The 24,433-nt window shown below is 56.9% G+C and carries 22 protein-coding genes; 15 read left to right on the top strand and 7 right to left on the bottom strand.

All coding sequences use genetic code 11. The features are described from left to right. Positions 1–4 precede the first annotated feature (4 nt). A complete protein-coding gene (locus PO881_RS14015; protein ID WP_280171957.1) occupies positions 5–1,468 on the bottom strand; it encodes a M48 family metallopeptidase in 1,464 nt (487 codons plus the stop codon). 641 nt (positions 1,469–2,109) lie between these two features. Between PO881_RS14015 and PO881_RS14010 the strand changes: the two genes are divergently transcribed. The 9 genes from PO881_RS14010 to PO881_RS13970 all read left to right on the top strand — a co-directional run bounded on the left by PO881_RS14010 (position 2,110) and on the right by PO881_RS13970 (position 10,808). Next, positions 2,110–2,715, top strand: a complete 606-nt coding sequence (locus PO881_RS14010; protein ID WP_192411400.1) for a DsrE family protein — start codon at positions 2,110–2,112, stop codon at positions 2,713–2,715. Positions 2,716–2,738: 23 nt separating this feature from the next. Then, on the top strand, positions 2,739–3,347 hold the full coding sequence (locus PO881_RS14005; RefSeq protein ID WP_101763515.1) for a DsrE family protein: 609 nt from the start codon (positions 2,739–2,741) through the stop codon (positions 3,345–3,347). A 126-nt stretch (positions 3,348–3,473) separates the two neighbouring features. Continuing rightward, positions 3,474–4,499 (top strand): substrate-binding domain-containing protein, encoded by a 1,026-nt coding sequence (locus PO881_RS14000; RefSeq protein WP_110866487.1) that lies wholly within the window; start codon positions 3,474–3,476, stop codon positions 4,497–4,499. Then, positions 4,496–5,509 carry an ABC transporter substrate-binding protein gene (locus tag PO881_RS13995; RefSeq protein WP_280171956.1) on the top strand — a complete coding sequence of 338 codons (1,014 nt, stop codon included), beginning with the start codon at positions 4,496–4,498 and terminating at the stop codon, positions 5,507–5,509. The genes PO881_RS14000 and PO881_RS13995 overlap by 4 nt, the downstream gene beginning before the upstream one ends. Next, on the top strand, positions 5,509–6,372 hold the full coding sequence (locus PO881_RS13990; RefSeq protein WP_280171955.1) for an ABC transporter permease: 864 nt from the start codon (positions 5,509–5,511) through the stop codon (positions 6,370–6,372). Before PO881_RS13995 ends, PO881_RS13990 begins: the two co-directional genes overlap by 1 nt. After that, on the top strand, positions 6,369–7,181 hold the full coding sequence (locus tag PO881_RS13985) for an ABC transporter permease (protein WP_101763519.1): 813 nt from the start codon (positions 6,369–6,371) through the stop codon (positions 7,179–7,181). Before PO881_RS13990 ends, PO881_RS13985 begins: the two co-directional genes overlap by 4 nt. After that, positions 7,178–8,161 carry an ABC transporter ATP-binding protein gene (locus tag PO881_RS13980; protein ID WP_192233045.1) on the top strand — a complete coding sequence of 328 codons (984 nt, stop codon included), beginning with the start codon at positions 7,178–7,180 and terminating at the stop codon, positions 8,159–8,161. Before PO881_RS13985 ends, PO881_RS13980 begins: the two co-directional genes overlap by 4 nt. A 58-nt stretch (positions 8,162–8,219) precedes the next feature. After that, positions 8,220–9,050, top strand: coding sequence for a phosphodiesterase (locus PO881_RS13975; RefSeq protein ID WP_280171954.1), 831 nt, complete (start codon positions 8,220–8,222; stop codon positions 9,048–9,050). Positions 9,051–9,215: 165 nt separating this feature from the next. After that, positions 9,216–10,808 (top strand): sensor domain-containing diguanylate cyclase, encoded by a 1,593-nt coding sequence (locus PO881_RS13970; protein ID WP_280171953.1) that lies wholly within the window; start codon positions 9,216–9,218, stop codon positions 10,806–10,808. 32 nt (positions 10,809–10,840) lie between these two features. Here PO881_RS13970 and bcp read toward each other — a convergent pair whose 3' ends face one another. Then, positions 10,841–11,308 (bottom strand): thioredoxin-dependent thiol peroxidase, encoded by a 468-nt coding sequence (gene bcp / locus PO881_RS13965; protein WP_277973951.1) that lies wholly within the window; start codon positions 11,306–11,308, stop codon positions 10,841–10,843. Between the two features lie 140 nt (positions 11,309–11,448). Beyond that, positions 11,449–12,015, bottom strand: coding sequence for a glycine cleavage system transcriptional repressor (locus tag PO881_RS13960; RefSeq protein WP_101763524.1), 567 nt, complete (start codon positions 12,013–12,015; stop codon positions 11,449–11,451). Positions 12,016–12,158: 143 nt separating this feature from the next. On the opposite strand from PO881_RS13960, the gene dapA reads away from it, so the two are divergent. From dapA to ypfH, 6 genes are all read left to right on the top strand, one after another. Beyond that, positions 12,159–13,037 (top strand): 4-hydroxy-tetrahydrodipicolinate synthase, encoded by an 879-nt coding sequence (gene dapA, locus PO881_RS13955; protein ID WP_101763525.1) that lies wholly within the window; start codon positions 12,159–12,161, stop codon positions 13,035–13,037. Positions 13,038–13,051: 14 nt separating this feature from the next. Then, positions 13,052–14,080, top strand: coding sequence for an outer membrane protein assembly factor BamC (bamC, locus tag PO881_RS13950; RefSeq protein WP_101763526.1), 1,029 nt, complete (start codon positions 13,052–13,054; stop codon positions 14,078–14,080). A gap of 266 nt (positions 14,081–14,346) precedes the next feature. Continuing rightward, positions 14,347–15,060, top strand: coding sequence for a phosphoribosylaminoimidazolesuccinocarboxamide synthase (gene purC, locus PO881_RS13945; protein ID WP_007884822.1), 714 nt, complete (start codon positions 14,347–14,349; stop codon positions 15,058–15,060). Between the two features lie 214 nt (positions 15,061–15,274). Then, positions 15,275–16,144 (top strand): neutral zinc metallopeptidase, encoded by an 870-nt coding sequence (locus PO881_RS13940; protein ID WP_280171952.1) that lies wholly within the window; start codon positions 15,275–15,277, stop codon positions 16,142–16,144. A gap of 26 nt (positions 16,145–16,170) precedes the next feature. Beyond that, the gene (locus tag PO881_RS13935; RefSeq protein WP_280171951.1) at positions 16,171–18,102 is read left to right on the top strand and encodes a GNAT family N-acetyltransferase; all 1,932 of its coding nucleotides are present in this window, start codon (positions 16,171–16,173) and stop codon (positions 18,100–18,102) included. A 73-nt stretch (positions 18,103–18,175) separates the two neighbouring features. Further along, entirely contained in the window at positions 18,176–18,871 is a 696-nt protein-coding gene (gene ypfH / locus PO881_RS13930) for an esterase (protein ID WP_280171950.1), read from the top strand. Positions 18,872–18,918: 47 nt separating this feature from the next. Here ypfH and PO881_RS13925 read toward each other — a convergent pair whose 3' ends face one another. The 4 genes from PO881_RS13925 to acrD all read right to left on the bottom strand — a co-directional run bounded on the left by PO881_RS13925 (position 18,919) and on the right by acrD (position 24,401). Then, positions 18,919–19,107: a YpfN family protein gene (locus PO881_RS13925; protein WP_277973949.1), complete on the bottom strand. Its 189-nt coding sequence runs from the start codon at positions 19,105–19,107 to the stop codon at positions 18,919–18,921. A gap of 19 nt (positions 19,108–19,126) precedes the next feature. Further along, the gene (dapE, locus tag PO881_RS13920; RefSeq protein ID WP_179449927.1) at positions 19,127–20,254 is read right to left on the bottom strand and encodes a succinyl-diaminopimelate desuccinylase; all 1,128 of its coding nucleotides are present in this window, start codon (positions 20,252–20,254) and stop codon (positions 19,127–19,129) included. Between the two features lies 1 nt (position 20,255). Next, entirely contained in the window at positions 20,256–20,624 is a 369-nt protein-coding gene (locus PO881_RS13915; RefSeq protein WP_101763530.1) for an ArsC family reductase, read from the bottom strand. Positions 20,625–21,284: 660 nt separating this feature from the next. Beyond that, entirely contained in the window at positions 21,285–24,401 is a 3,117-nt protein-coding gene (acrD, locus tag PO881_RS13910) for a multidrug efflux RND transporter permease AcrD (protein ID WP_192233057.1), read from the bottom strand. Between the last annotated feature and the right edge of the window lie 32 nt (positions 24,402–24,433).

The raw sequence follows: 24,433 nt of genomic DNA, 5'->3' as shown, positions 1-24,433 counted from the left end.
CTTCTTATCCTTTTTGATAAACCTTAAAACGCTTCTGCAGTTCACGGAACTGGTCGATACGTGCGTCATAGCGCGCTTGTTTCAGGCTGCCGAGCGGCACCTGCGCGCTGGCGCTGCTCAAGGTGGAGATCGCCTGATCGAGCTGGCCGTTGAGCGCCAAACCTTCCGCGCGCGCCGAAAGTTCTTCATCGCGCAAACCCTGTGCCGCAGAGGCCTGCGCCAGCAGATCAAAGGCGTTAACATCGTCTGGATGGGCAAAGGTGTAGCGATTGAGGATGCGGCTGGCGTTGGCGGGCTGCTTCGCTTCAACATAGGCATTAGCCAGATTCAACTGCAACACCGGATTGCTGTTGCTGCCTTTGGCGCTGCTGAGCATGGCGATCGCCTGCTGCGGCTGATTCAGGCCGATGTCGATGTCGGTCATGATATCAAGGAACCAGACGTTATCCGGCTGCTTCGCCAGCAGCGGGGCGATCACCCGTTTGGCGCTATCAAAGCTTTTGGCCTGCAGGAACTGTATCGCTTTGCCGTACTGTGCCGCCTGCTGCTCGCGCACGTTGCCTTTGGCGTATTCGTTCAGCAGGTCATCAGTTAGCTGATTGCGGCCAGTGGCGTACATGCCGAGCGAGCGCACTTTCGCCATGTAGAAATCCTGCGACGATTGCACCACCACCGGACGCATCTGGTTGGCGCGGTTACGCGCATCGGCAAGTCGGCTGTCGGGTAACGGGTGCGTCAGCAAAATTTCCGGCGGCTTGGAGGAGAAGCGGCTCTGATCCGCCAGCTTCTGCAAGAAAGTCGGCATCGCTTGCGGATCGAATCCGGCGCGTTGCAGCACCTGAATACCGATGCGGTCGGCTTCCTGCTCGTTGCCCTGGGTAAAGCTGATAATGCCTTGCTGCGCACCCGCCAGCGTACCGGTCAACGCCGCCATGCCGGCTTGCGGGCTGGCCATTGCCAGCAGAATCGATCCCAATGCGCCGACCCAGGTCAACGGCGCAGTGCGTCGCTGCTCTTCCATGGCGCGTGCCAGATGGCGCTGCGTGACGTGCGAGATTTCGTGCGCCATCACCGACGCCAGCTGGCTTTCGTTATCGGTATAGCGGAACAGCGATGAATGCAGCACCACGTTGCCGCCAAAGAAGGCGAAGGCGTTGAGTTCGTCGTTCTGGATCAAAAAGAAGTGGAACGGCGTCCGCACCGAGTTGGCATGCGCCACCAGTCGCTGACCAAGCTCGTTAATGTATTGATTCAACAGCGGGTCGTTGATCAGAGGCGCACTGGCGCGCAGCTGGCGCACGTAGAAATCGCCCATCTGCAGTTCCTGATTAATCGAAAGCGTTGAACCTGCTGTGGTGCCCATGTCGGGCAGCGTATCACTAACGTCAGCGCGCGCACTCAGCGCAGGCGTCAGCAGCAGCGTAGGAATAAGGGCCGCCAGCACTGATTTTTTCAACCGGTTAAACATGCCTTGATCCTGTAAAAGTCACCCGAAATTGGACAGGTAAGTGGTTCAAATGTTCTGCACTATTTTTCCCTTTGCGGAACGCGCTCTATCTTAACCAGACTGCGGCGACAAGCAAACGATGAAGATTCATGAGCTTTAAATGAAAAAAGGGTTACAGCATGACGAAATTGCAGCAAAAAATTGAATAGCACGCCGCGATTTAAACAGGCTTCTTTATCCGCAGAAGTTAAAGTTACGTAAAGTTGCTCAAAATTATTGAATTTGGCATGAACTTTTCCAGGTTTACTCTGAAAAGCGGCGGTAAATCAGCGGTGTTGGCCCGCTTTATCCATCAGTGTTTTTAATCGTGAAGACGACACGCAGAGCATGCTACACAGTTATCATCGGACGGATTTTAAACGCACGTAAACTTACTCCCTCTGTATTAGGATCACAATTTCACGGCCACGCATTTCTCAACTTCTGCCAAAGCGACAATCGAAACCCTTTTTCAATTAACCTTGCTAATTATTTTTCACGCAATGAAAACGCCGGACAGCCCGTCACTACAGGACTTTTGCCTTGCTCACGCTGTGGTATAGATAAGGCACTTTATTCAAACGGACTGTGAATTGACGCGCAGTGTAAGCCGGAGAGTTTTTATGCGTTCTGTAGTTTCATACGCCCTTATCGCAATTGTCGGTGGCTTTGTTGGCGCCACCGTGAGTAAAGGTGATGACCTGTATCAGCGTGTTGTCAGCCATTTCTCCTCTGCACCCACCGATCCCGACGGCTTCTGGAGCACGCCCGCCGTCGACGGCTACGGCAAAATCCATTACGAACCGGATGCGGCTTTCAAACCGGTGGTCGGTTTAAGCAACAAAGTGGTGTTTCAAATTACCCGCAGTGAAGGGGAGATGACGCGCCCAAATCTTGGACTGGAGCGCGTAGCGCGCGTGGTCAATCTCTATATCGCTTCGGGCGTGCCCGCTGACGACCTGCACTTTGTGGTATCGGTCACCGGTGATGCCACGCCAGCGATGCTGGATAACGCGCATTTCCAGCAGTTCTACCAGGCGGACAACCCCAATCTGGCGCTGATCGGCGCACTGAATAAGTTGGGCGTGAAGGTTTCCGTATGCGATCAGTCGGTGGCGTTCCATCACTTCCCGAGAGCGTGGATTGACCCATCGGTGATTCATGCACTCTCCAGCCCGACCACCGTGTCGACGCTGGAAAATCAAGGTTATGCACTCTTACAGATGTAAATTTCAGGCACAGGAGAAGTGAAATGCGTCCAGCATCCTATATCGTTATTGCGGCTCTGGCAGGGTTTGTCGGCGGCAATGTATTACAGCTCCCCGATTTGGTCGACAAGGTTAGCGACAAATTTGCTGACAAGAAAAGTGAACCGGCGGATTTCTGGAGCACGCCGGCGATCGAAGGTTACGGCAAAATCCACTTTGTGAATGTGCCGGACTACAATCCGGCCACCACGCCAGGGTTGAGCAATAAAATCGTCTTCCAGATCAACCGTAATGAAGGCGATGTGCGTCAGCCGAACCTTGGGCTGGAGCGCGTGGCACGCGTCACCAATCTCTATTACGCGGCGGGCGTGCCGCTCGATCAGCTGAAATTTGTGGTGTCGATTAACAGCGATGCGGTTCCTGCGGCATTGAATAATGAGCAATTCCGCAAAACCTACGGCACCGATAACCCCAATCTCAAGCTGATTGATGAGCTGAAAAAAGCCGGCGTGAAGGTGACCATTTGCGATCAGTCGGTGGCTTTCCATCAGCTGGAGCGCAACTGGATCGACACGCGCGTCACTCACACGCTGTCGAGCGGCACCACCGTGGCGTCGCTGCAGAACGAAGGTTACGCCTTCCTGATGCTCTGATTTCTGCCTGACAGCAGTTCGCGCTGCTGTCATCCCGCTGTCATTTATCCGCGATGTTGCTGTCACAGTTCGCCGCTACTTTAAGCGCCAATGAGATCGATCTCATTGGCACTTTACGAGGCGAACATGTCCGATTTAATCAGCGTGGCCAAACTGGCTGGCGTTTCTCGCGCTACCGCCGCCCGCGCATTCTCTGATCCGCATCTGCTGCGAGCTGACACGCTGGAAAAGGTGTTGAGCGCCTCTGAGCAGCTCGGCTTTCGCCCCAATCACATTGCTCGCCAACTGCGTACCCAAAGTTCAACCACCTTCGGCGTGCTGCTGCCGTCGCTGCTGAATCCGATTTTCGCCCGTCAACTGCAAGCGATGGAGCGTCAGGCGCGTGCCGCCGGTTACGGTCTGCTGGTGGCAACCAGCGATTATCAGCCCGAGCGGGAAGCGGCGATGGTGGAGCACATGCTGAACCAGCGCGTTGCCGGTTTGGTTCTCACCGTCGCCGACGCCGATAACAGCGCCATCCTGCATACGCTGCATCAAGCCAGCATGCCGTTTGTTCTGACGCATAACGTGCCGCAAGCCACGCACTGGCCCGCGATTTGCGTCGATAACCGCCAGGCGATGCAGCAAGCCACCGAACATCTGCTGCAGCTCGGCCATCGCCACATCGGTATGGTGGCCGGTCCCATGCTGCAATCGGATCGCGCCCGTCTGCGCTATCAGGGCTATTGCGATGCCATGCAGCAGGCCGGATTGCGCGCGCTGCCGGTACTCGAAATGCCCAGCCATACCCAATCTGATTTCGCGCTGCTGCAGCCGCAACTGAGTGGCGACACGCCGCTCAGCGCGGTGATCTGCACCAACGATCTGCTCGCCATCAGCCTGATTGGTGCTGCGGCGCGCGCCGGAGTGCGCATTCCGCAGCAGCTGTCGGTGATGGGTTTTGATGGCATCGATATCGGCGAGCACATCGCGCCGTCGCTGGCGAGCGTAAGTCAGCCAGCTGACATGCTCGGCGCCGGGGCGATCGACATGCTGTTACAACAAGCCAGCCACGGCACGCGCGTGCTGCCACATCGATTAAGGCTCGGGGCCAGTATCGCCGCGCCAGCAACCTCTTTTTCTTCCATTGCCACTATCAGGGAACCATCATGAAAAAAGTCACAATGATTGCCGGGGCGCTCGCACTGACCGCCGGTTCGCTGTTCAGTTCGCTGGCGCAGGCCGCCGATACGGCGATTTGCTACAACTGTCCTCCCGAATGGGCGGACTGGGGAACCCAGCTTAACGCCATTGCTAAAGACACTGGCATTCAGGTGCCGCAGGACAATAAAAACTCCGGCCAGGCGCTGGCGCAGCTGGTGGCGGAGCAGGGTAATCCGGTGGCAGATGTGGTGTATTACGGCGTCAGTTTTGGCATCCAGGCGGATAGCGCCGGTGTCATCAGCGCCTATAAGCCCGCGCATTGGGACGAGATCCCAGCGGGAATGAAAGATCCCGACGGCAAATGGGTGGCGCTGCACTCCGGCACCATGGGCTTTATGGTTAACCTTGATGCGCTGGGCGGCGCGCCGGTGCCGCAATCCTGGGACGATCTGCTGAAGCCTGAATACAAAGGCATGATCGGCTACCTCGATCCGGCTAGCGCCTTTGTCGGTTACGTGGCGGCCGTGGCGGTCAACCAGGCGAAGGGCGGCAACATGCAGGACTTCACACCCGCGCTGACATGGTTCAAAAAACTCCAGGCTAACCAGCCGATCGTACCGAAGCAGACCGCCTACGCGCGCCTGATCTCCGGTGAGATTCCGATCCTGCTCGACTACGACTTCAACGCCTACCGCGCCAAATATAAAGATCACGCCAATGTCGCCTTTGTGATCCCGAAAGAGGGCACGGTTACGGTGCCGTATGTCATCAGCCTGGTGAAGAACGCGCCGCACGCAGACAACGGCAAGAAAGTGATCGACTACGTGTTGTCGGATAAAGGTCAGGCGATTTGGGCGAATGCCTTCCTGCGTCCGGTACGCACCTCGGCGATGTCCGCTGACGCTAAGAAATTCTTCCTGCCAGACAGCGATTATGCGCGTGCGCAAACCGTGAACTATCAGCAGATGGCCGATGCGCAGAAGGCCTTCTCGGCGAAATACCTGAGCGAGATGCGTTAATGTCGATGGCTGACACGCTGGCGGCCTCGCGCCGCCAGACACCTACGCAACCGGGCAGCCGCTGGCTGTGGCTGACGCTGCCCGCGCTGCTGTTCTTCTGTGCTTTCTGGCTGCTGCCGTTTGCCCGCCTGCTGCAAATCGGCATGCAGAACGATCGCAGCACCCAGCACAGCGGTTACTGGACGGTGATCACGCAGCCGCACTATCTGCTGAGCCTGCTGAACACCGTGCTGCTGTCGCTGGCGGTGACGCTGGTGACGTTACTCATCGCCGCTATCGTCGGCTGCTTTCTGGCGCGCCAGCGCTTTGCCGGGCGCGGCACCTTGCTGGCGTTGCTGACCTTTCCGCTGGCGTTTCCCGGCGTGGTGGTGGGTTTTCTGGTGGTGATGCTGGCTGGACGTCAGGGATTGCTGGCGCAAATCAGCATGAGTTTGCTGCATGAACGCTGGACGCTGGCCTATTCGCTGGCGGGTCTGTTTATCGGTTACCTCTATTTCTCGCTGCCGCGCGCCATCGTCACGCTGGTAGCAGCCAGTGAAAAACTCGATCGCTCGCTGGAAGAAGCGGCGCGTTCGCTCGGTGCCAGCCAGTGGCGCATCACCTGGGACGTGATTATGCCCGGCCTGCAACCGGCGCTGCTCTCTACCGGCGCGCTGTGCTTCGCTACCAGCATGGGCGCTTTTGGCACCGCCTTTACGCTCGGCACCGATTTGGCGGTGCTACCACTGACCATTTACGGCGAGTTCACCAATTACGCCAACTTCGCCACCGCCGCCGCGCTGTCAGTGTTGATGGGTGGATTCGCCTGGCTGGCACTGATGCTGGCGCGCCGTCTGGCGCAGGCTAAGGAGGCGCAATCATGAAACGTCGTGGACTGTTTAGCCTGCAACTGCTGATCACCGCCATCACCGCGCTGTTTATGATCGTGCCGGTGGTGCTGTCGATGCTGGCGGGCGTCACCAATAACTATTTCATCGGCCTGCGCAGCGGCTTCACGCTGAAGTGGGTGGAGCAAGTGTGGCAGATGTACGCCGATACTTTCTGGCTGTCGCTGCTGATCGCGCTGTTCTGCCTGCTGGTTACCTTGGTGATTGGCGTTCCCGCTGCGTGGGGATTGCTGAAAGCGCCGGGCCGCTGGGCGGCGCGTATTGAAGAGTGCTTGATGCTGCCGGTGGCGCTGCCCGGTCTGGCAACCGCGCTCGGCATCATTCTGCTCTACGGCCAGTTTTCCGGCTTGCGTGATAGCTGGCTGTTCATCCTGATTGGTCACGTGCTGTTTACCTTGCCGTTTATGATGCGGCCGGTGCTGGCGGTGATGCAGGCGGTGGATATGCCGCGCCTGGAAGAAGCATCGGCCAGCCTCGGCGCCAGCTTGTGGCAGCGCTTCTTTACCGTGGTGGTGCCGAACTGCCGCAACGGCATTCTTGCTGGCGCGTTTATGGTGATCACGCTGTCGGTGGGGGAATTCAACATTACATGGATGCTGCACACGCCGCTGACCAAAACCTTGCCGGTTGGCCTTGCCGACAGCTATGCCTCAATGCGGCTGGAAGTGGGTTCCGCCTACACGCTGATTTTCATTCTGATGATTCTGCCGCTGCTGCTGATGCTCAATGCCGTGAATCACTGGCTTAACCGCGCGGTTTCGCGCCAACACAAGGAGGCAGCATGAACCCTGCGGCCGTTACCGTGACGCTGCGCGGCTGCGCACGTCATTTTAATCATCATCAGGCGCTGCAACCGCTCGATCTCACAGTGCATGCCGGCGAAACGCTGGTGCTGCTGGGGCCGTCCGGCTGCGGCAAAACCACCACGCTGCGCATTATCAGCGGGCTGGAGAGCTGCGATGTCGGCGGCGAAGTGTGGTTTGACGATCGCAACGTTACCGCTTTACCGATTGAAAAACGCAACGTCGGCATGGTGTTCCAGAACTACGCGCTGTTCCCGAATCTCAATGTGGCCGGGAACGTAGCGTACGGCCTGAAAGTGCAGGGCGTGGCGCGTGCCGAACGGGAAGCGCGCGTACAGGAGATGCTGGCGCTGGTGGATCTCACCGCGCTGGCGCAGCGTAGCATCGATAAACTCTCCGGCGGCCAGAAGCAGCGTGTGGCGCTGGCGCGCGCGTTAGCCGCGCAGCCCAAAGTGCTGCTGTTTGATGAGCCGCTGGCGGCGCTGGATGCGCGCCTGCGCGATCGTCTGCGTCTGGAGATCGGCGCGCTACTGAAGAAGCTGGCGATCACCGCCGTTTACGTGACGCACGATCAGCAGGAAGCGATGGCGCTCGGCGACCGTATTGCGGTGATGGAGCAGGGACGTTTGGTGCAGATCGATACGCCGCAGAAAATTTATCAGCATCCGGCGTCAAAATTTGTCGCCGATTTTGTGGGTGCGATTAACTGCGTAGATGTGGATACGCGCGGCCATCCGCAGCGCTTTTGCCGCCCGGAAGATGTGCTGCTGGCCAGCGATGAGCGTTATCCGCGCCAGGGTTTTATTGTTGCCAGCACCTTTCTGGGCGCGTCGCAGCGGTTGATGATCGACATCGGGCTGGCGACGCCCATTCAGGTGGATCGCCACGCGCGTGAAGCCTGGCATGCCGGACAAGCGGTGAGCTGGACGCTGGCGCAGGACGCCGCGCTGCAGTTTTCTTAATTGGCCCGGTTGCCATAAATGGCGACCGCCGCGCTTAAACATCCAAAGGAAAAAATTCGTGTCTGAAGCAATGACGCTCATCGCGCAAATCAGCGATTTACACATCAAGGCCAACGGCCGTTTATCCTACAAAAAAGTCGACACTCAAGCCGCGCTACTGCGGGTGATTGAGACGCTAAACCGCCTTGCGCCGCGCCCCGACATGGTGGTGATTACCGGCGATCTGGTCGATTTCGGCACCGCGGCAGAGTATCAAACGTTAAAGCAGGCGCTGCGCCAACTGCAGCTGCCGTTTCTGCTGATGCCGGGTAACCACGACGATCGCCAAGCGCTGCGTGCGGCGTTTCCGGATCATCACTATCTGCAGCACGGAGCAACCCTGAACTGGCAGATGCAGGTGAAAGGCGTGCAGCTGCTGGCGCTCGATTCCAGCGTGCCGCAGCAGCCGTGGGGCTATGTGGATGAAGCGCAGCTGTGCTGGCTTGATGAGCAGTTGCAGCGCCAGCCGCAGTTGCCGACGCTGGTGATGCTGCATCATCCGCCGTTTCTGTGCGGCATCGAACATATGGATAACCAGCCGCTGCGCAATCCGGCGGCGCTGGCGGCGATTATCCAGCGCCATCCACAGGTGGAACGCGTGCTGAGCGGCCATCTGCACCGCTCGGTGCAGGCGCGTTTTGCCGGTACGCTGGCGTGCGTGGCGCCGGGTGTATCGCATCAGGTGGCGTTTGATCTCGCGGAAAATGCACCGGCGAATTTTATGCTGGAGCCGCCCGGTTTTCTGCTGCATCGCTGGCATGCGCAGCAGGGCATGAGCACGCATTTGTGTGCTATCGGCGATTATCCCGGTCCGTGGCCGTTTTACGATGCCAACGGTTTGATCGATTAGCGCCAGCGTAGAGAAAGAATTGTGTGTGGCTGACAGGATGCTTCGTGCTCAATTTGCGTTGTGGGTGTACAATCGCCCGTTAGCTCACCAGGGCAAGTGCATCCAACTATAACAAGACTGTCAGGCACACATATCGATGAATCTATTCACTAAGGTCGGTGCGCTATGCTAACGCGCCTGCGGCCAAAAACTGACCTGCGCACGCTGATCGCGCTGTTGGCGATCACCAGCATCGTCATCACACTTGCCAACACGCTGTACGCCACCTGGCGCGTACAACGTATGGTCCTGATCGAAAGCACCCTCGAAGCCAATCGCGCTTACGCCACTAAACTGGCGGCGACGACGGAGGTCTTCTTTCAGCTGGCTCAGTCGCAGCTGCACTACAGCGCGACGCAGCTGGGCAATGATTTTGATGATGCCGATTTGACGCAGCAGGAAGTCAATCGCCTGCGTGAGCAAACTAACAGCTTCAACTCGGTGGCGGTGGTGGACAGTAACGGCATCGTGAAAGCCATTTCACCCGAATCGCTGATGCTGAAAGGCATGCAGCTCACCAGCCAGGCTTCGCGTGAAGCGCTGGCGCAGCGTCAGCCGATGGTCAGCAAACCCAGCATCTCCGCCGCCAATAATCTGATTGTGTTTGTCTCCTGGCCGATCTGGAGCAAAGACGGACGTTACCTTGGCTACGTTGGCGGCACCATCTATCTGAAGAAGAAAAGCATCCTCAACGCGCTGCTCGGCGAGCAGTTCTATCGCGATGGCACGCATGTTTACGTGCTGGATCGCAATAATCAGGTGCTGTACCACCAGAATACCCAGCTGATTGGTAAAAGCGTACCGGGCATCGTTAGCGATCGCCAGCGCGAGGAGAAAACCAACGGTGAAGTGCAACTGACGGAAGAGAACGTGCCTAAGCTGGCCGGTTACGCCATCGTGCCCACCACCGGCTGGATGGTGGTGGCGTTGAAACCCACCGATGTGACGCTGGCGCCGCTCACCGGCTTGCTGCTGAAAGTGTTGAAAAACTCGGTGCCATTTGCGCTGCTGACCTTGCTGGTGGCGGTGATTCTGGCGCGTCTGATTGCGCTGCCGCTGTGGCAACTGGCGCGCAAAGCCAGCCAGATGGATTCCCAGGGCGTGTCGAACGAGATTGGCGGCATTCGCGCCTGGTATTTCGAAGCGGCGCAGGTCAAACGCGCGCTGCTCACAGGTATTGGTTTAGTGCAGGATAAGATTGGGCGCCTGAAATCGGAAGTGCAGAGCGATCCTATGACCAATCTGCTTAACCGTCGAGGCCTGAGCGCAGTGCTCGACTACTTCGCCACCATGCGCCAACCGTTCTCGGTGCTGGCGCTGGATATCGATCATTTCAAACGGGTCAACGATACCTTCGGTCATGATGTCGGCGATGAGGTGATTAAACATGTGGCGCGAACCTTACGCAGCAGCGCCCGTCAAACCGATGTGGTGTGCCGTAACGGCGGGGAAGAGTTCCTGATGTTGCTGCCTGCGACGTCGGTGGAAGACGCTCGCATTCTGGCCGAGCGCGTGCGCATCAGCATTGCAGAAAACTGGATTGATCAGGTTGGCAATGTCACGCTGTCGGTGGGCATCGCCGACTGGCAGCCGGAAAGTGGTTCGCAGGAGCAGAGCCTCAAGCAAGCCGATGCCGCGCTTTATCAGGCGAAAAATGCCGGACGTAACTGCGTGATGATCTCCGGTCAGGATGCGTTGGTCAGCAGCATTACGCATTAACGCTCCGGGTGCGGCCTGCGCACCCGTTTATCTCAGGCTGACTTCAGATAATCCAGCACGATGTCGTGGTGATTGGAGGTTTTGAAATCGTCGAACACTTTCTCAACTTTGCCGTTGGCATCAATCAGAAAGCTGATGCGGTGAATGCCGTCATAGGTTTTGCCCATAAAGGTTTTCTCGCCCCAGACGCCAAACTGCTCGCACACCTGATGATCTTCATCCGATAACAGCGTGAAGTTCAGCAGCTCTTTATCGGCAAAGCGTGACAGCTTTTCCGCTTTGTCGGTGCTGATACCCAGCACAACAACGCCCTCAGTTTTCAACGCATCCATGTTGTCGCGCAGACCGCAAGCCTGCACGGTGCAACCCGGCGTCATGGCTTTCGGATAGAAATAGACCAGAACGCGCTGTCCCTGGAAGTCGGCCAAATTTACTTGTTCGCCGTCTTGATCGGGCAAACTAAATTTCGGTGCGGTATCACCGGCTTTCAGTGGATTCATCACAACTCTCCATTTTTTTACATGCTGTGGGTAATACACCATCAAGAGCAAAAGTGCCAGGTGGTGTTTACCGTCAGGGTTATTTCACCACACGGTTTGCCGCAGCGGCAGAGTGTGTGGCGAAATAACCCGGAGCCTGATTAAACGGTGCTGTTAGCATCGTCGGTGACACTATAAAGACGAATTGAGCCTTGTGCATGCAGTTCTTCGCACAGCTGATTGAAAGCCTGCTCGATGGGCGCACTGAATTGATTGGCTGGGCTGTGCGCCGTTATTTGAATATAGAGCGTCGGTGCCACGCCATCCTGCGCCGGTTTAATTCTGGACACCAGTTCGGCAATGTTCATCTGATGTTTATCGAACAGATCGGTGAAGCGCTCAATGATATGCGGTGAATCCGGCACTTCAATCTGCACCCACACGGTGGCGGGCATCGGTGGCGTGGCGCGCGCATTGGTGCGCTTCATTACAATCAGCAACTCCAGCTCGGCACCTTTCATCGGCAGCGTCGATTCAATCAGGGTTATCGCGTTCCAGCTACCGGACAGCAGCATAATAAAAGTGAACTCATCGCCCAGCATCGCTAAACGGCTGTCCTCGATATTGCAGCCGCAGCTGCTAACGTGACGGGTGATGGTATTGACGATACCCGGACGATCAACGCCCAGTGCGGTGATCACCAGATGGTGAGGCTGTGACTGCGACAAAATGGCATTTCCTGTACGTTCGCTAATAACTATAAGGTAAACATAAAAAAAACTGCTGACAAGCGCGGGAATGGCGTGGCTCGCTTGCTTTTCTTTCAATGTAAAACGTAACATGAGGCACTTGTTTGTCGAGGGGATAGCCCATGTTCACCGGAAGTATTGTTGCGCTCATTACGCCAATGAATGAAAAAGGTAATGTCTGCCGCGAAAGTTTGAAAAAACTGATTGATTATCATGTTGCCAGCGGCACCGCGGCGATTGTTTCTGTTGGCACCACCGGCGAATCAGCCACGCTCAGCCATGACGAGCACGGTGATGTGGTTATGCAAACCCTGGAACTGGCGGATGGCCGTATTCCGGTTATCGCCGGCACCGGCGCAAATGCCACGGCTGAAGGCATCTCTCTGACCAAACGCTTTACCGGCAGCGGTGTGGTGGGCTGTTTAACGGTCACGCCTTATTACAACCGTCCGACGCAGGAAGGTCTGTTCCAGCACTTTAAAGCTATTGCGGAAAGTACCGATCTGCCGCAGATGCTGTATAACGTTCCTTCGCGTACCGGTTGCGACATGCTGCCGGAAACCGTCGCGCGCTTGGCCGAAATTAAAAATATTATCGGAATCAAAGAGGCCACCGGGAACTTATCGCGTGTCTCACAGATCCAAGAGCTGGTTAATGATGAGTTCATCATCGTCAGCGGCGATGACGCTACGGCGCTGGACTCCATGCAACTGGGCGGCAAAGGCGTAATTTCGGTCACGGCTAACATTGCAGCGCGTGAAATGGTTGAACTCTGTGCCTTAGCGCAACAGGGCAAATTCGCCGAAGCGCGTCGCCTGAATCAGCGTCTGATGCACCTGCACCAGACGCTTTTCTGTGAACCCAATCCAATCCCGGTGAAATGGGCAGCAAAACAGCTAGGATTAATCGCGGATGACACGCTGCGCTTGCCAATGACGCCACTGACCGAAGCTGGTCAGACGAAAACGGCGCAAGCGTTGATTAAAGCGGGTCTGCGATAATTTAGGGAGAATCAATGAGTTATTCAGTTAAGCGCTCGACGCTGGCAACGGTAGTGGGCCTTTCCACCCTGATGCTGCTCACAGCGTGTTCCAACGATCAGCGTTATAAGCGCCAGGTCAGCGGGGATGAATCTTACCTGCAGGCGCCTGAGCTGCATGATTTAAAAGCCCCCGCGGGCATGATTCTGCCGTTGCAGAATGGGGATTACGATGTTCCGCACAGCGTGGCGAAAGGCGCGGTTGGTAAAGAGCTGGATATTCGTCCGCCAGCCCAGCCGCTGGCGCTGCTGAACGGCACGCGTGCGCAGTTCACCGGTAATACGGGCGTGCTGGCCGTGGAAAGCAGTCGCGGTTCTATCTGGTCGCAGGTTGTGGGTGTGATTCAGTCTTACAAGTTCCCGATTGCCCAGCGTGATGACGCTTCGCAACAGCTGACCACCGATTGGGTGCAGTGGAACCGTGCTGACGAAGATAACCAGTATCGCGGTCGCTATCAGATCAGCGTGCAGAATCAGAGCTATCAGCAAGTGCTGACCGTACGTTTGCTGGAACTGCAGCAGTCTGGTCAAGCCGTTACTTCTCCGGCACAGATTCAACGCTATACCGGGCAGATGTTGAACGACATCAGCACCGGTCTGGATAAAGTCGATTCTGCCAGCCAGGATGCGGCGGCCAACCGTGCCACCGGACAGATTGATGTGCAGAGCGGCGCGGATGACACCGGTTTACCGCTGTTGATTCTGCGCGCACCGTTTAACGTCACCTGGCAGCGTTTGCCAGCGGCGCTGAAACGCGTGGGCATGGAAATCACGGATGACAACCGTTCGCAGGGCAGCCTGAAAGTGACCTACAAACAGCCGGGCAGCGGCGTGTGGGATCAGATTGGCGCCAAAGATCCAGAACTGCCAAACGGCGATTACAAGTTGCAGGTTGGCGATCTGGATAACCGCAGCAGTCTGCAGTTCATCGATCCGAAAGGTCACGTGCTAACCCAGGCGCAGAACGACGCGCTGGTGCAGGTGATTCAAGGCGCGCTGAAATAAATTGCCAAAGGGCCGGAGATTTCCGGCCTTTTTGTTTTGATTTGGCATATACACAAATCCTTCAAGCTGCAGATGCGTTGGCTGCTCTCGTTCACCCGAATCACTTACTTGAGTAAGCTCATCGGGATTCATTCGTTTGCCGCCTTCCTGCATCTCGAATGATTTTGTGTATAATAGCGCCCGGCGAAGTAAACGATTGCGTCACGCAATCGGCGCGCGGTGAAACACCGCTGAACACGGGTTCTTTCATGTTTGGAGTTAACAAGATGCAAAAGCGAGCTGAGTTGTATCGCGGTAAAGCGAAAACCGTATACAGCACCGATAATCCGGATCTGCTGGTACTTGAATTCCGCAACGATACGTCAGCAGGAGACGGTGCACGAATCGAGCAGTTTGATCGCAAAGGAATGGTAAACAACAAGTTTAACCATTTCATCATGACCAAATTGCAGGAAGCGGGCATTCCGACCCAGATGGAAGCGCTGCTGTCAGATAACGAAGCGCTGGTGAAAAAGCTGGAGATGGTGCCGGTGGAGTGCGTGGTGCGCAACCGAGCGGCAGGATCGCTGGTAAAACGTCTGGGTGTGGAAGAGGGCATTGTGCTCAATCCACCGCTGTTTGATCTCTTCCTGAAAGATGACGCCAAACACGACCCGATGGTCAACGAATCCTATTGCGAAACCTTCGGCTGGGTGAGCAAAGCGAATCTGGCGCGCATGCAAGAGCTGACCTTCAAAGCCAATGATGTGCTGAGCAAACTGTTTGATGACGCAGGTTTGATCCTGGTCGACTTCAAGCTGGAGTTTGGTCTGTTCAACGGCGAAGTGGTGCTGGGTGATGAGTTCTCGCCAGATGGCGCGCGTCTGTGGGACAAAAACACCATGGATAAAATGGACAAAGACCGTTTCCGTCAGAGCCTTGGCGGCCTGGTTGAAGCGTACGAAGAAGTTGCACAGCGTTTGGGTGTGAAGCTGGATTAAGTCCTGTTTGCACCGGCCCGTAGCGGCGCGATTTATCGCGCTCTTTTACGGTCGGTGCACCTTCCAGACATTGCGCGATAAATCGCGCCCCTACAAATTCCTTCCTCCTTTATCACACCGTTTCTCTCATTCTTACCGTGCTGTCACTACAACACTGGTGCTTACCGCTGCCGCCAACTAAAATCATGCCAAACATGTTTAAAGGAGTTAGACCATGCGCTGGCAAGGGCGTCGTGAAAGCGACAATGTAGAAGATCGACGCAATGATTCACCTGGCCTTGGCGGCGGCGGGGGACGGCAAATCCGCATTCCACGCGGCAAAGGCGGCCTTATCTTGCTGGTGGTGGTCGCTGTTGCCGGCTATTACGGCTACGACCTCACCGCATTATTGGAAGGCGGCGGCAGTGTCGCGCCAACGTCGCAGCAGCGTCAGGCAAACACCGCGCAGAGCAACGAAGATGCCAAATTCACCTCGGTGATTCTGGCGACCACCGAAGATACCTGGAGCAAGCTGTTCCAGCAGATGAACAAACAGTATGTGCCGCCGAAGCTGGTGATGTATCGCGGGGCGACGCGCACCAACTGCGGCACCGGCCAATCGGCGATGGGGCCGTTTTACTGTCCTGCCGATCAAACCGTGTATATCGATTTGTCATTCTACGATGACATGAAAACCAAACTCGGTGCCGGTGGCGACTTTGCGCAAGGCTACGTGATTGCGCATGAAGTGGGGCATCACGTACAAAAGCTGCTGGGCATTGAACCAAAAGTGCGTCAGATGCAGCAGGGCGCGAGCCAGGCGCAGGCGAATCAGCTGTCGGTGAAAATGGAGCTGCAGGCGGATTGCTTCGCCGGCGTTTGGGGCCATTACATGGAGCAGCAAAACGTTCTGGAAGTGGGCGATCTGCAGGAAGCACTCAACGCGGCTGAAGCGATTGGCGACGATCGTCTGCAGCAGAAAGGTCAGGGCCGCGTAGTGCCGGATAGCTTCACCCATGGCACCTCTCAGCAGCGTTACACCTGGCTGAAACGCGGTTTTGATAGCGGCGATCCTGGCCAGTGCAACACCTTCGCTAGCAAGTGATCCCCATAGTTGAACTGACGGCGGCGATGCAGCGTGCAGGCATTCGCCGCCTTTGCGTGATAGCGGGTGATGCGGAGTGGGCGCAGCAGCAGGCCACAGGTTGGCACACCGCGCTGCCCGGCGACTGGCTGACGGTGAGCGACAGCACCGATTTCTCGCACGCCGTTGCGCCCGCTGCCTTACGCACCTTGTTGGGACGTGAGTTTCAGCATGCGATATTTGATGCCCGCCGCGGTTTTCACGCCGAAGCTTTTGCAGCACTGGCCGGAACCTTACGCGCGGGCAGCTGGTTATTGCTGTTAACGCCTGATTGGGAACGCTGGCCCAATCAGACCGATGCCGACAGCCTGCGCTGGGCGGATGTCGCTGAACCGATTGCCACGCCGCATTTTATCCACCATCTGCAATCGCTGATGCGGCAAGACGCGCAGGTGATGTTGCAACGTCAGCATCAAGCGGTGCGTTATCCGGTGGAAGCGCATCTGCCCGACTGGCGCTGTCAGGCACCGCAGCAGCAGGCGCAAATCCTTGAACAGCTTGAAGCGATGCCGCCGGGCGTGGCAGTGATCACCGCCGCGCGCGGTCGCGGCAAATCGGCGTTGGCCGGCATGCTGGCGCAGCGCAATCAACACTGTTTAGTCACGGCACCGGCCAAAGTCTCCACGGCGGTGCTGGCAGAATTTGCTGGTGAGCATTTCAGTTTCATGGCACCCGATGCCGTTCTCGCGCAGGAAGCGACGCCTCAGGCGCAGTGGCTGATTGTCGATGAAGCGGCCGCCATTCCCGCGCCCATCCTGCAACAGCTGGTGCAACGTTTCCCGCGCGTGCTGCTTATCACCACCGTGCAAGGTTATGAAGGCACCGGACGCGGCTTTATGCTGCGCTTCTGCGCCACCTTGCCGGATGTGCGCCTCTTCCAGCTCGACGAGCCGTTGCGCTGGTCGCCGAACGATCCGCTGGAGCAGTGGCTCAGCCAGGCGTTGCTGTTTGAAGAGGCGCAGGAGAGCCGCGCAAGCGATGAGATCGCCATTTATCCGGCAACGCCGGAACACAACATAACGGCGCTGGAAGCGGGCTATCGCCTGCTTGCCAGTGCGCACTATCGCACTTCGCCACTGGATTTACGGCGCATGCTGGATGCGCCTGGCATGCGCTTTTGGTTGGCGGGTGCAGCCGAACAGGTAACCGGCGCGTTGTGGCTGGTGGAAGAGGGCGGATTGGATCAGCCATTGGCCGACGCGGTGTGGGCCGGTCATCGTCGGCCGCGTGGCAATCTGGTGGCGCAATCGCTGGCGGCCCATGCCGGTTTCGTGCAGGCGGCGACGCTGCGCTCACTGCGCATTAGCCGGATTGCGGTGCAGGCGTCACAGCGTCAGCGTGGGATCGGCAAAGCGCTGGTGGCCACCGCACGACAGCAGGCGCAGAATTGTGATTATCTCTCGGTGAGTTTTGGCTACACCGAATCTTTGTGGCGCTTCTGGCGCGCCTGCGGTTTTACGCTGGTGCGGATTGGCTCGCAGCGCGAAGCCAGCAGCGGCTGCTATGCCGCGATGGCGCTGCTGGCAATCTCTGCGGCAGGTGAAGCGCTACAACAGCAGGCAGCGCAGCGCCTGGCGCGTGATTGGCTGTGGCTGCAAGCGATTATAGATTTACCGTTAACGCTGGTAAGCGATGCCAGCCAGCAGCTAAACGAGGATGACTGGGCGCTGCTGGCCGGTTTTGCCTGGGCACAGCGCCCGTTCGAAGCCAGCTACGCGGCGCTACAGCGGCTGGTGCGCCAGTCTCCTTCACCGTTGTTGAATGCCATCCTGCTGCAAAAACAGACGCTAACCGATGCCGCGCAACATGCCGGTCTCAGCGGGCGTAAAGCCTTGATAAACCAGCTGCGATCGGAAGCTGGCGCAGCACTGATTCGCCTCAATCCCGACGCGGCGCAGCGGCTGCGTTCATTGCAATAAATCCATTATCTCGTTCAAATTTTCCCGATATCTCTGTGCCAGCAGCGGCGTATAGTGATTTGAGGAGGATCTTATGGCACTACGATATGTAATTGTTCAGCAACCCAGCAGTGCAGCACAGCTGTTTCTGCTGTATCACGGCATCAACGACAACCCGGATTCGATGGCGCATATTGGTAGCTGGTTCGCGAAAGCGTTCCCGCAAGCGCTGGTGGTGTCGGTCGGAGCACCTTACGCGGGCAGCGTGCCGCAAGGACGTCAGTGGTTTGCCGATATTCCGCCGCACGATCGTTCGGAACAGCAGGGCGTGGATGCGATCATGCCTGAGTTCGTGGCATCGGTGCGTCACTGGCAGCAAGAGAGCGGCGTGCGTGCCGAAGCCACGGCGCTGGTGGGCTTTTCCCAGGGCGGCATTATGGTGCTGGAAGGCATGAAAGCGCAGCCGGATTTGGCGGGACGCGCGATTGTGTTCAGCGGCCGCTATGCCACGTTGCCGTTGCGGGCCAGCACGCGTAACACCATTCATCTGATTCATGGCGATTACGACGAACAGATCCCGCTACTGCACGCTGAAGAGGCGAAGCAACGTCTGATTTCGTTGGGCGGCGATGTCACGCTGGATGTGGTGGAAGATTTACCGCACGCGATTAACGATCGCAGCATGGAGCTGGCGCTGAATCATCTGCGTTATACCGTGCCGCGTCGTTACTTCGATGAGGCGCTAAGCGGTGCGAAGCCGGGCGATGATGATGTGGTGATGATGATGTAGCAGGATGCGTAACGGCGCGAGTTATCGCGCCGTTCGCGATATGACGATTATTTCTTTTTCGGCCAGTCGTCCTCGTCATCCCATTTATCGTTGAAATCACGATGCGGCGGTAACGTCGGTTTGTTGTCCATGAATTTTTTATGGTCGATACGTTTTAGGTCTTTGTAAACGTTCATCAAAATACCAACCATCAGCAGGATCACCAGGATCCACCAGTACTCTTTAATGAATTCCATCCCCTTTCTCCTTTCGCGCTTAGGCGATCAGCTGTTCCATGATGCGCTGATACATACGGCTCAGCATCTGCAAATCTGACGCTTTCACGCACTCATTGATCTTATGAATGGTGGCGTTCACCGGGCCCAGTTCCACCACCTGCGCACCCATGCGCGCAATGAAGCGCCCATCGGAGGTGCCGCCGGTAGTCAGCAACTGCGGCTTAATTTCATTATAGTGCGCCACAGCGTTCACCACGGCATCCACCAGCTTACCGCGTGATGTCAGGAATGGCTGGCCGGAAACATTCCACTCCAGCGTATAGCGCAGCTGATGACGATCGAGCAGTTCCGCCACGCGATCTTTAATCATCTGATCGGTCAACTGCGTGCTGAAACGGAAGTTGAACTGCACAAAGAATTCGCCAGGAATTACGTTGTTGCTGCCGGTTCCGGCCTGCACGTTGGCGATCTGCATGCTGGTCGGTGGGAAGAATTCGTTGCCTTCATCCCACACGGTTTCTACCAGCTCATTCAGCGCCGGCATGGCGCGATGCACCGGATTATCCGCCAGATGCGGATAGGCTACGTGGCCCTGCACGCCATGAATAGTGAGATTCGCGGTCATCGAGCCGCGACGGCCATTCTTCACCACGTCACCCACAATCTCGGTGCTCGATGGTTCGCCGACCAGGCAATAATCCATGCGTTCGTTGCGCGCCATCAAGCGCTCAACCACTTTCACCGTTCCGTTAACCGCGCTGGCTTCTTCATCGGAGGTAATCAGAAACGCCAGACGACCTTTATGCTGCGGATTAGCGGCCACAAAGCGTTCCGCTGCCACCACCATCGCCGCCAGCGAACCTTTCATATCGGCGGCACCGCGGCCAAACAGCATGCCGTCGCGGATGCTGGGTTCAAACGGCGGGCTGATCCAGCGGTTGGCGTCGCCCGGCGGCACCACATCGGTATGACCGGCAAACGCCAGCGTTTCGCCCTGGCCGCGCGTCGCCCAAAAGTTCAGCGTATCGCCAATGTGCATTGGCTCAACCGTGAAGCCGATGGCTTCCAGACGCGCAATCAGCAGCGCCTGACAACCGGCATCATCCGGGCTGAGTGACGGGCGACGGATAAGCTGCTGAGCCAGCTCAATAACCGGACAGAACATGTTATGACTTCTCCTGGATAAAGGCGGAATAAAGGGAATCTTTGAAGCCGACCAGCAGATCGCCATTCGGCGCGGCTAACACCGGACGCTTGATGATGGCAGGCTGCGCCAGCATCACCGCTTTGGCGCTGGCGGCATCGTTTACCGCGTCGCGTTCGGCTTCCGGCAGCTTGCGCCACGTGGTACCGCGCGTATTCAGCAGCGCCTCATAACCGAGTTGATCGATAAACGATTGCAGCAGCGCGTCGTCAATGCCCTCCACGCGATAGTCGTGAAAACAGTAGTCGATACCGGAAGACGCCAAATAGTTGCGTGCTTTTTTAATCGTGTCGCAATTTTTAATTCCGTACATCACCCACTGCGCTGTCATCGCTTATTCCCGTTGAGTAAAAAATAAAGCGCGAGTTTACCACAGCGCTCTAAGGGCTGTGAGCGCTGACAGTGAAAGCCGGCCTTATTCACCCATTTTTCATGACCCTTAAGCCGTTATAAATTTTATTACTTAGGGCCAGGAAGCGCTTTCACTTACGCACTTAATAATTGCCTGCGACATCATTAAGCCACTAAGGATTATCCTAAACGCAGATTTCTGCTACCCGATTTAAGTCAGCCATTTTTCCTGCCGCATTATAGAGTTGCTGAAATGTGCGTCAGTACACAATTTCAAAAGATTGAAGCTTTTCTACGCTTTTGCCGATAGTGATAACAGGTGGAAACGTATTCACCACCAGAAAAAAACGGCGTAGAATTGCCGCTACAATAAGAGAGGGTTTTATGGTCGACACCGAAATGGGAAACTGGAAAGAATTCATCGAAGCGATGTTACGTAAGTAACGCGTGAAGAGAAAAGCAGGGCACTTCCCAACTTGCTGTAATTCTTACCACACACAACAATAAAGCCGCCATGGATGTTCATGGCGGCTTTTTTATTCATTTAACCGCGCGCGATGAATCACGCCGCGACAAGTGTGTGCACTTGATATGCGCGGAACCTGATGTCCGCACAAGCCTTAGCGGCGCAATGGCCTGCTTAATCGTGCGGCTTCTCTTTCAGCGGGAAGCGGCGGCGTACCACCACAAAGAACAGCGGCACAAAGAAAATCGCCAGCACGGTGGCAGAAATCATCCCGCCCATCACGCCGGTACCCACCGCGTGCTGGCTACCGGAACCGGCACCGCTGCTGATGGCCATCGGCAGCACGCCGAAGATAAACGCCAGCGAAGTCATCAGAATCGGGCGCAGACGCTGACGCGAGGCTTCCAGCGTCGACTCCATCAGCTCGCGGCCTTTACTGTTGATCTCATTGGCGAACTCGACAATCAAAATGGCATTCTTCGCCGACAAGCCAATCACCGTGAGCAAGCCCACCTGGAAATAGACATCGTTCTCCAGCCCGCGCATCCAGGTTGCCACCAGCGCGCCCACCACGCCGAGCGGCACCACCAGCATCACTGAGAATGGAATCGACCAGCTCTCATACAACGCCGCCAGACACAGGAACACCACCAGCAGCGAAATCGCATACAGCGCCGGCGCCTGAGAACCGGACAAACGTTCCTGATAGGAGGCGCCGGTCCACTGGAAGCCTACGCCCAGCGGCAGCTGCCCAACCAGTTTCTCCATCTCGTCCATTGCGGTACCGCTGCTGACGCCGTTCGCCGCTTCACCGACAATCTCTAGCGCAGAGTAACCGTTGTAGCGCTCCAGACGCGGTGAACCGGTTTGCCAATGGCTGGTGGCGAAGGCAGAGAAGGGCACCATGCTGCCGCTGTTGTTACGCACATACCACTTATTCACGTCTTCCGGCAGCATGCGGAACTCTGCCGCCGCCTGCACGTAGACTTTCTTCACGCGACCGCGATCGAGGAAGTCATTAACGTAGGTTGAGCCCCACGCGGTGGTTAAGGTGTCATTGATGGTGTCCAGCGACACACCAAGCGCCTGCGCTTTGCGCTGGTCGACATCAATCTGCAACTGCGGACTGTCATCGAGGCCGTTGTGACGTACCCGCGACAGCGCCGGATTGCTGTCAGCCATCTCCAGTAACTTATCGCGCATTGCCATTAGTCGCGTGTGGCCGATGCCACCGTGATCCTGCAACTCCATATCGAAGCCCGACGAACTGCCCATGCCGGTAATCGCGGGCGGGCTGCTGGCGATAACGCGCGCTTCGTTGATCGTGTGGAAGGCTTTTGTCGCACGCTCGATGATGGCGAAAGAGGTGCGATCGCTGCCCGGACGCTCCTCCCAATCTTTCAAGCGAACGAACAGGCGCGCGACGTTTTGACCGTTACCGCCAGGACCCGCTCCGATGGTGGAGAACACCGAAACCACATTGTCTTTCTCCTGGGTCATATAATAATTTTCGACCTTCGCCACCACGTCCGAGGTTTGTTGCAGCGTCGAACCGGCCGGCAATTGCACCTGCGTTAGGAACACGCCGCGATCTTCCAGCGGCAGGAACGAGGTGGGCAGACGAATAAACAGGAACGCCATCACGCCGATAATCGCCAGATAGAGCAGCAGCCAGCGGCCGCCTTTACGCAGAATTTTGGCGACGCCGCGCTCGTAACGTTCTGCGCTGGCGTTGAAGGTGCGGTTAAACCAGCCGAAGAAGCCACGACGACCGTGATGATGGCCTTGCTCCAGTGGTTTCAGCAGCGTGGAACAGAGCGCGGGCGTCAGAATCATCGCCACCAATACCGACAGCACCATCGCCGAAACGATAGTGATCGAAAACTGGCGATAGATGGCGCCGACGGTGCCGCCGAAGAACGCCATCGGCACAAACACCGCCGACAGCACCAGCGCAATGCCAACCAGCGCGCCCTGAATCTGTCCCATCGACTTACGCGTGGCTGCGCGCGGCGACAGACCTTCCTCGCTCATGATGCGCTCGACGTTTTCCACCACCACGATAGCGTCATCCACCAGCAAGCCGATGGCGAGCACCATGGCGAACATCGTCAGGGTGTTGATGCTGTAGCCGAAGGCGTAGAGCACCGCAAAGGTGCCGAGCAGCACCACCGGCACGGCGATAGTTGGAATTAGCGTGGCACGAAAGTTTTGCAGGAACAGATACATCACAAGGAACACCAGCAGGATCGCTTCCAGCAGGGTCTTCACCACGTCTTTAATCGAGGCCTTAACAAACGGCGTGGTTTCGTAAGCGACTTTGGCTTCCAGCCCGTGAGGGAAGTAGTGCGACAGCTCAGCAATACGCTCACGCACCAGTTTGTCGGTGTTCATCTCATTGGCACCGGAAGCCAGCTTAATGCCGAGCCCCGAGGCCGCCTGACCATTATAGCGGCTGAGGAAGTCATATTTTTCCGCGCCCATCGCCACATCCGCCACATCGCCGAGCGTCACCACCGAGCCGTCGCTGTTGGTTTTCAGCGTCACCGCTTTGAACTGCGCCGGGGTTTGCAGCATCGACTGCGCATTCACCGTGGCGTTGAGCGCTTGCTTGTCCACCGACGGCAATCCGCCTACCTGACCCACCGCCACCTGCGCATTTTGCGATTCAATCGCGCTCACCACGTCTTCGGTGGTCAGCGCGTAGGCAATCAGCTTGTTGGGATCGAGCCAGATCCGCATCGCATATTGCGAGCCGTAAGCATCCACCTGGCCGACACCATCAACACGGCTGAGCGGATCCTGAATGTTACTGGCGACGTAATCTGAAATATCCTGTTTGTCCATGCTTCCGTCGGTAGAGACGAAGGCAATCATCAGGATATTGCTGTCACCGGTTTTATTCACCGTCACACCTTGTGACTGTACCGCCGCAGGCAATTTACGCAGCGCACTTTGCAATTGGTTTTGCACCTGCTGGCGCGCTTCGTCGGGGTTGGTGCCAGCGGTAAAGGTGAGGGTGATCTGGGCCTGGCCGGTGTTGCTGCTGTTGGAGGACATGTACATCAAATTATCGATGCCGGTCATGTTCTGTTCGATAACTTGCGTAACGGTGTTTTCCAGCGTTTCCGCGGATGCGCCGGGATAGTTGGCGGTGATACGCACGTTAGGCGGCGCGAGGTCGGGATATTGCTCAACCGGTAGCGAGACGATCGCCAGCGTACCGCACAGGCAGAGCAGAATAGACAGAACCCAGGCAAAAATGGGCCGGTCGATAAAGAAATTCGACATGAAACCGACACTCCTCAACTGCGTATTTTTTA

Source organism: Pantoea sp. SS70 (genome assembly GCF_029866845.1).
GTDB classification, from domain to species: Bacteria; Pseudomonadota; Gammaproteobacteria; order Enterobacterales; family Enterobacteriaceae; genus Pantoea; species Pantoea leporis.
The sequence above is the reverse complement of the archived record's forward strand: the minus strand, read 5'-3'. Positions and strand labels throughout refer to the sequence as shown.

Coding starts and splice junctions, on each gene's coding strand:
- acrD (WP_192233057.1), bottom strand. CDS start 24,401: ATGTCGAATTTCTTTATCGACCGGCCCATTTTTGCCTGGGTTCTGTCT.
- bcp (WP_277973951.1), bottom strand. CDS start 11,308: ATGAATCCACTGAAAGCCGGTGATACCGCACCGAAATTTAGTTTGCCC.
- bamC (WP_101763526.1), top strand. CDS start 13,052: ATGAGTTATTCAGTTAAGCGCTCGACGCTGGCAACGGTAGTGGGCCTT.
- dapE (WP_179449927.1), bottom strand. CDS start 20,254: ATGTTCTGTCCGGTTATTGAGCTGGCTCAGCAGCTTATCCGTCGCCCG.
- PO881_RS14000 (WP_110866487.1), top strand. CDS start 3,474: ATGTCCGATTTAATCAGCGTGGCCAAACTGGCTGGCGTTTCTCGCGCT.
- ypfH (WP_280171950.1), top strand. CDS start 18,176: ATGGCACTACGATATGTAATTGTTCAGCAACCCAGCAGTGCAGCACAG.
- PO881_RS13940 (WP_280171952.1), top strand. CDS start 15,275: ATGCGCTGGCAAGGGCGTCGTGAAAGCGACAATGTAGAAGATCGACGC.
- PO881_RS13980 (WP_192233045.1), top strand. CDS start 7,178: ATGAACCCTGCGGCCGTTACCGTGACGCTGCGCGGCTGCGCACGTCAT.
- PO881_RS14010 (WP_192411400.1), top strand. CDS start 2,110: ATGCGTTCTGTAGTTTCATACGCCCTTATCGCAATTGTCGGTGGCTTT.
- PO881_RS13970 (WP_280171953.1), top strand. CDS start 9,216: ATGCTAACGCGCCTGCGGCCAAAAACTGACCTGCGCACGCTGATCGCG.
- purC (WP_007884822.1), top strand. CDS start 14,347: ATGCAAAAGCGAGCTGAGTTGTATCGCGGTAAAGCGAAAACCGTATAC.
- PO881_RS14015 (WP_280171957.1), bottom strand. CDS start 1,468: ATGTTTAACCGGTTGAAAAAATCAGTGCTGGCGGCCCTTATTCCTACG.
- PO881_RS14005 (WP_101763515.1), top strand. CDS start 2,739: ATGCGTCCAGCATCCTATATCGTTATTGCGGCTCTGGCAGGGTTTGTC.
- PO881_RS13915 (WP_101763530.1), bottom strand. CDS start 20,624: ATGACAGCGCAGTGGGTGATGTACGGAATTAAAAATTGCGACACGATT.
- PO881_RS13935 (WP_280171951.1), top strand. CDS start 16,171: ATGCAGCGTGCAGGCATTCGCCGCCTTTGCGTGATAGCGGGTGATGCG.
- PO881_RS13925 (WP_277973949.1), bottom strand. CDS start 19,107: ATGGAATTCATTAAAGAGTACTGGTGGATCCTGGTGATCCTGCTGATG.
- PO881_RS13990 (WP_280171955.1), top strand. CDS start 5,509: ATGTCGATGGCTGACACGCTGGCGGCCTCGCGCCGCCAGACACCTACG.
- PO881_RS13985 (WP_101763519.1), top strand. CDS start 6,369: ATGAAACGTCGTGGACTGTTTAGCCTGCAACTGCTGATCACCGCCATC.
- PO881_RS13995 (WP_280171956.1), top strand. CDS start 4,496: ATGAAAAAAGTCACAATGATTGCCGGGGCGCTCGCACTGACCGCCGGT.
- dapA (WP_101763525.1), top strand. CDS start 12,159: ATGTTCACCGGAAGTATTGTTGCGCTCATTACGCCAATGAATGAAAAA.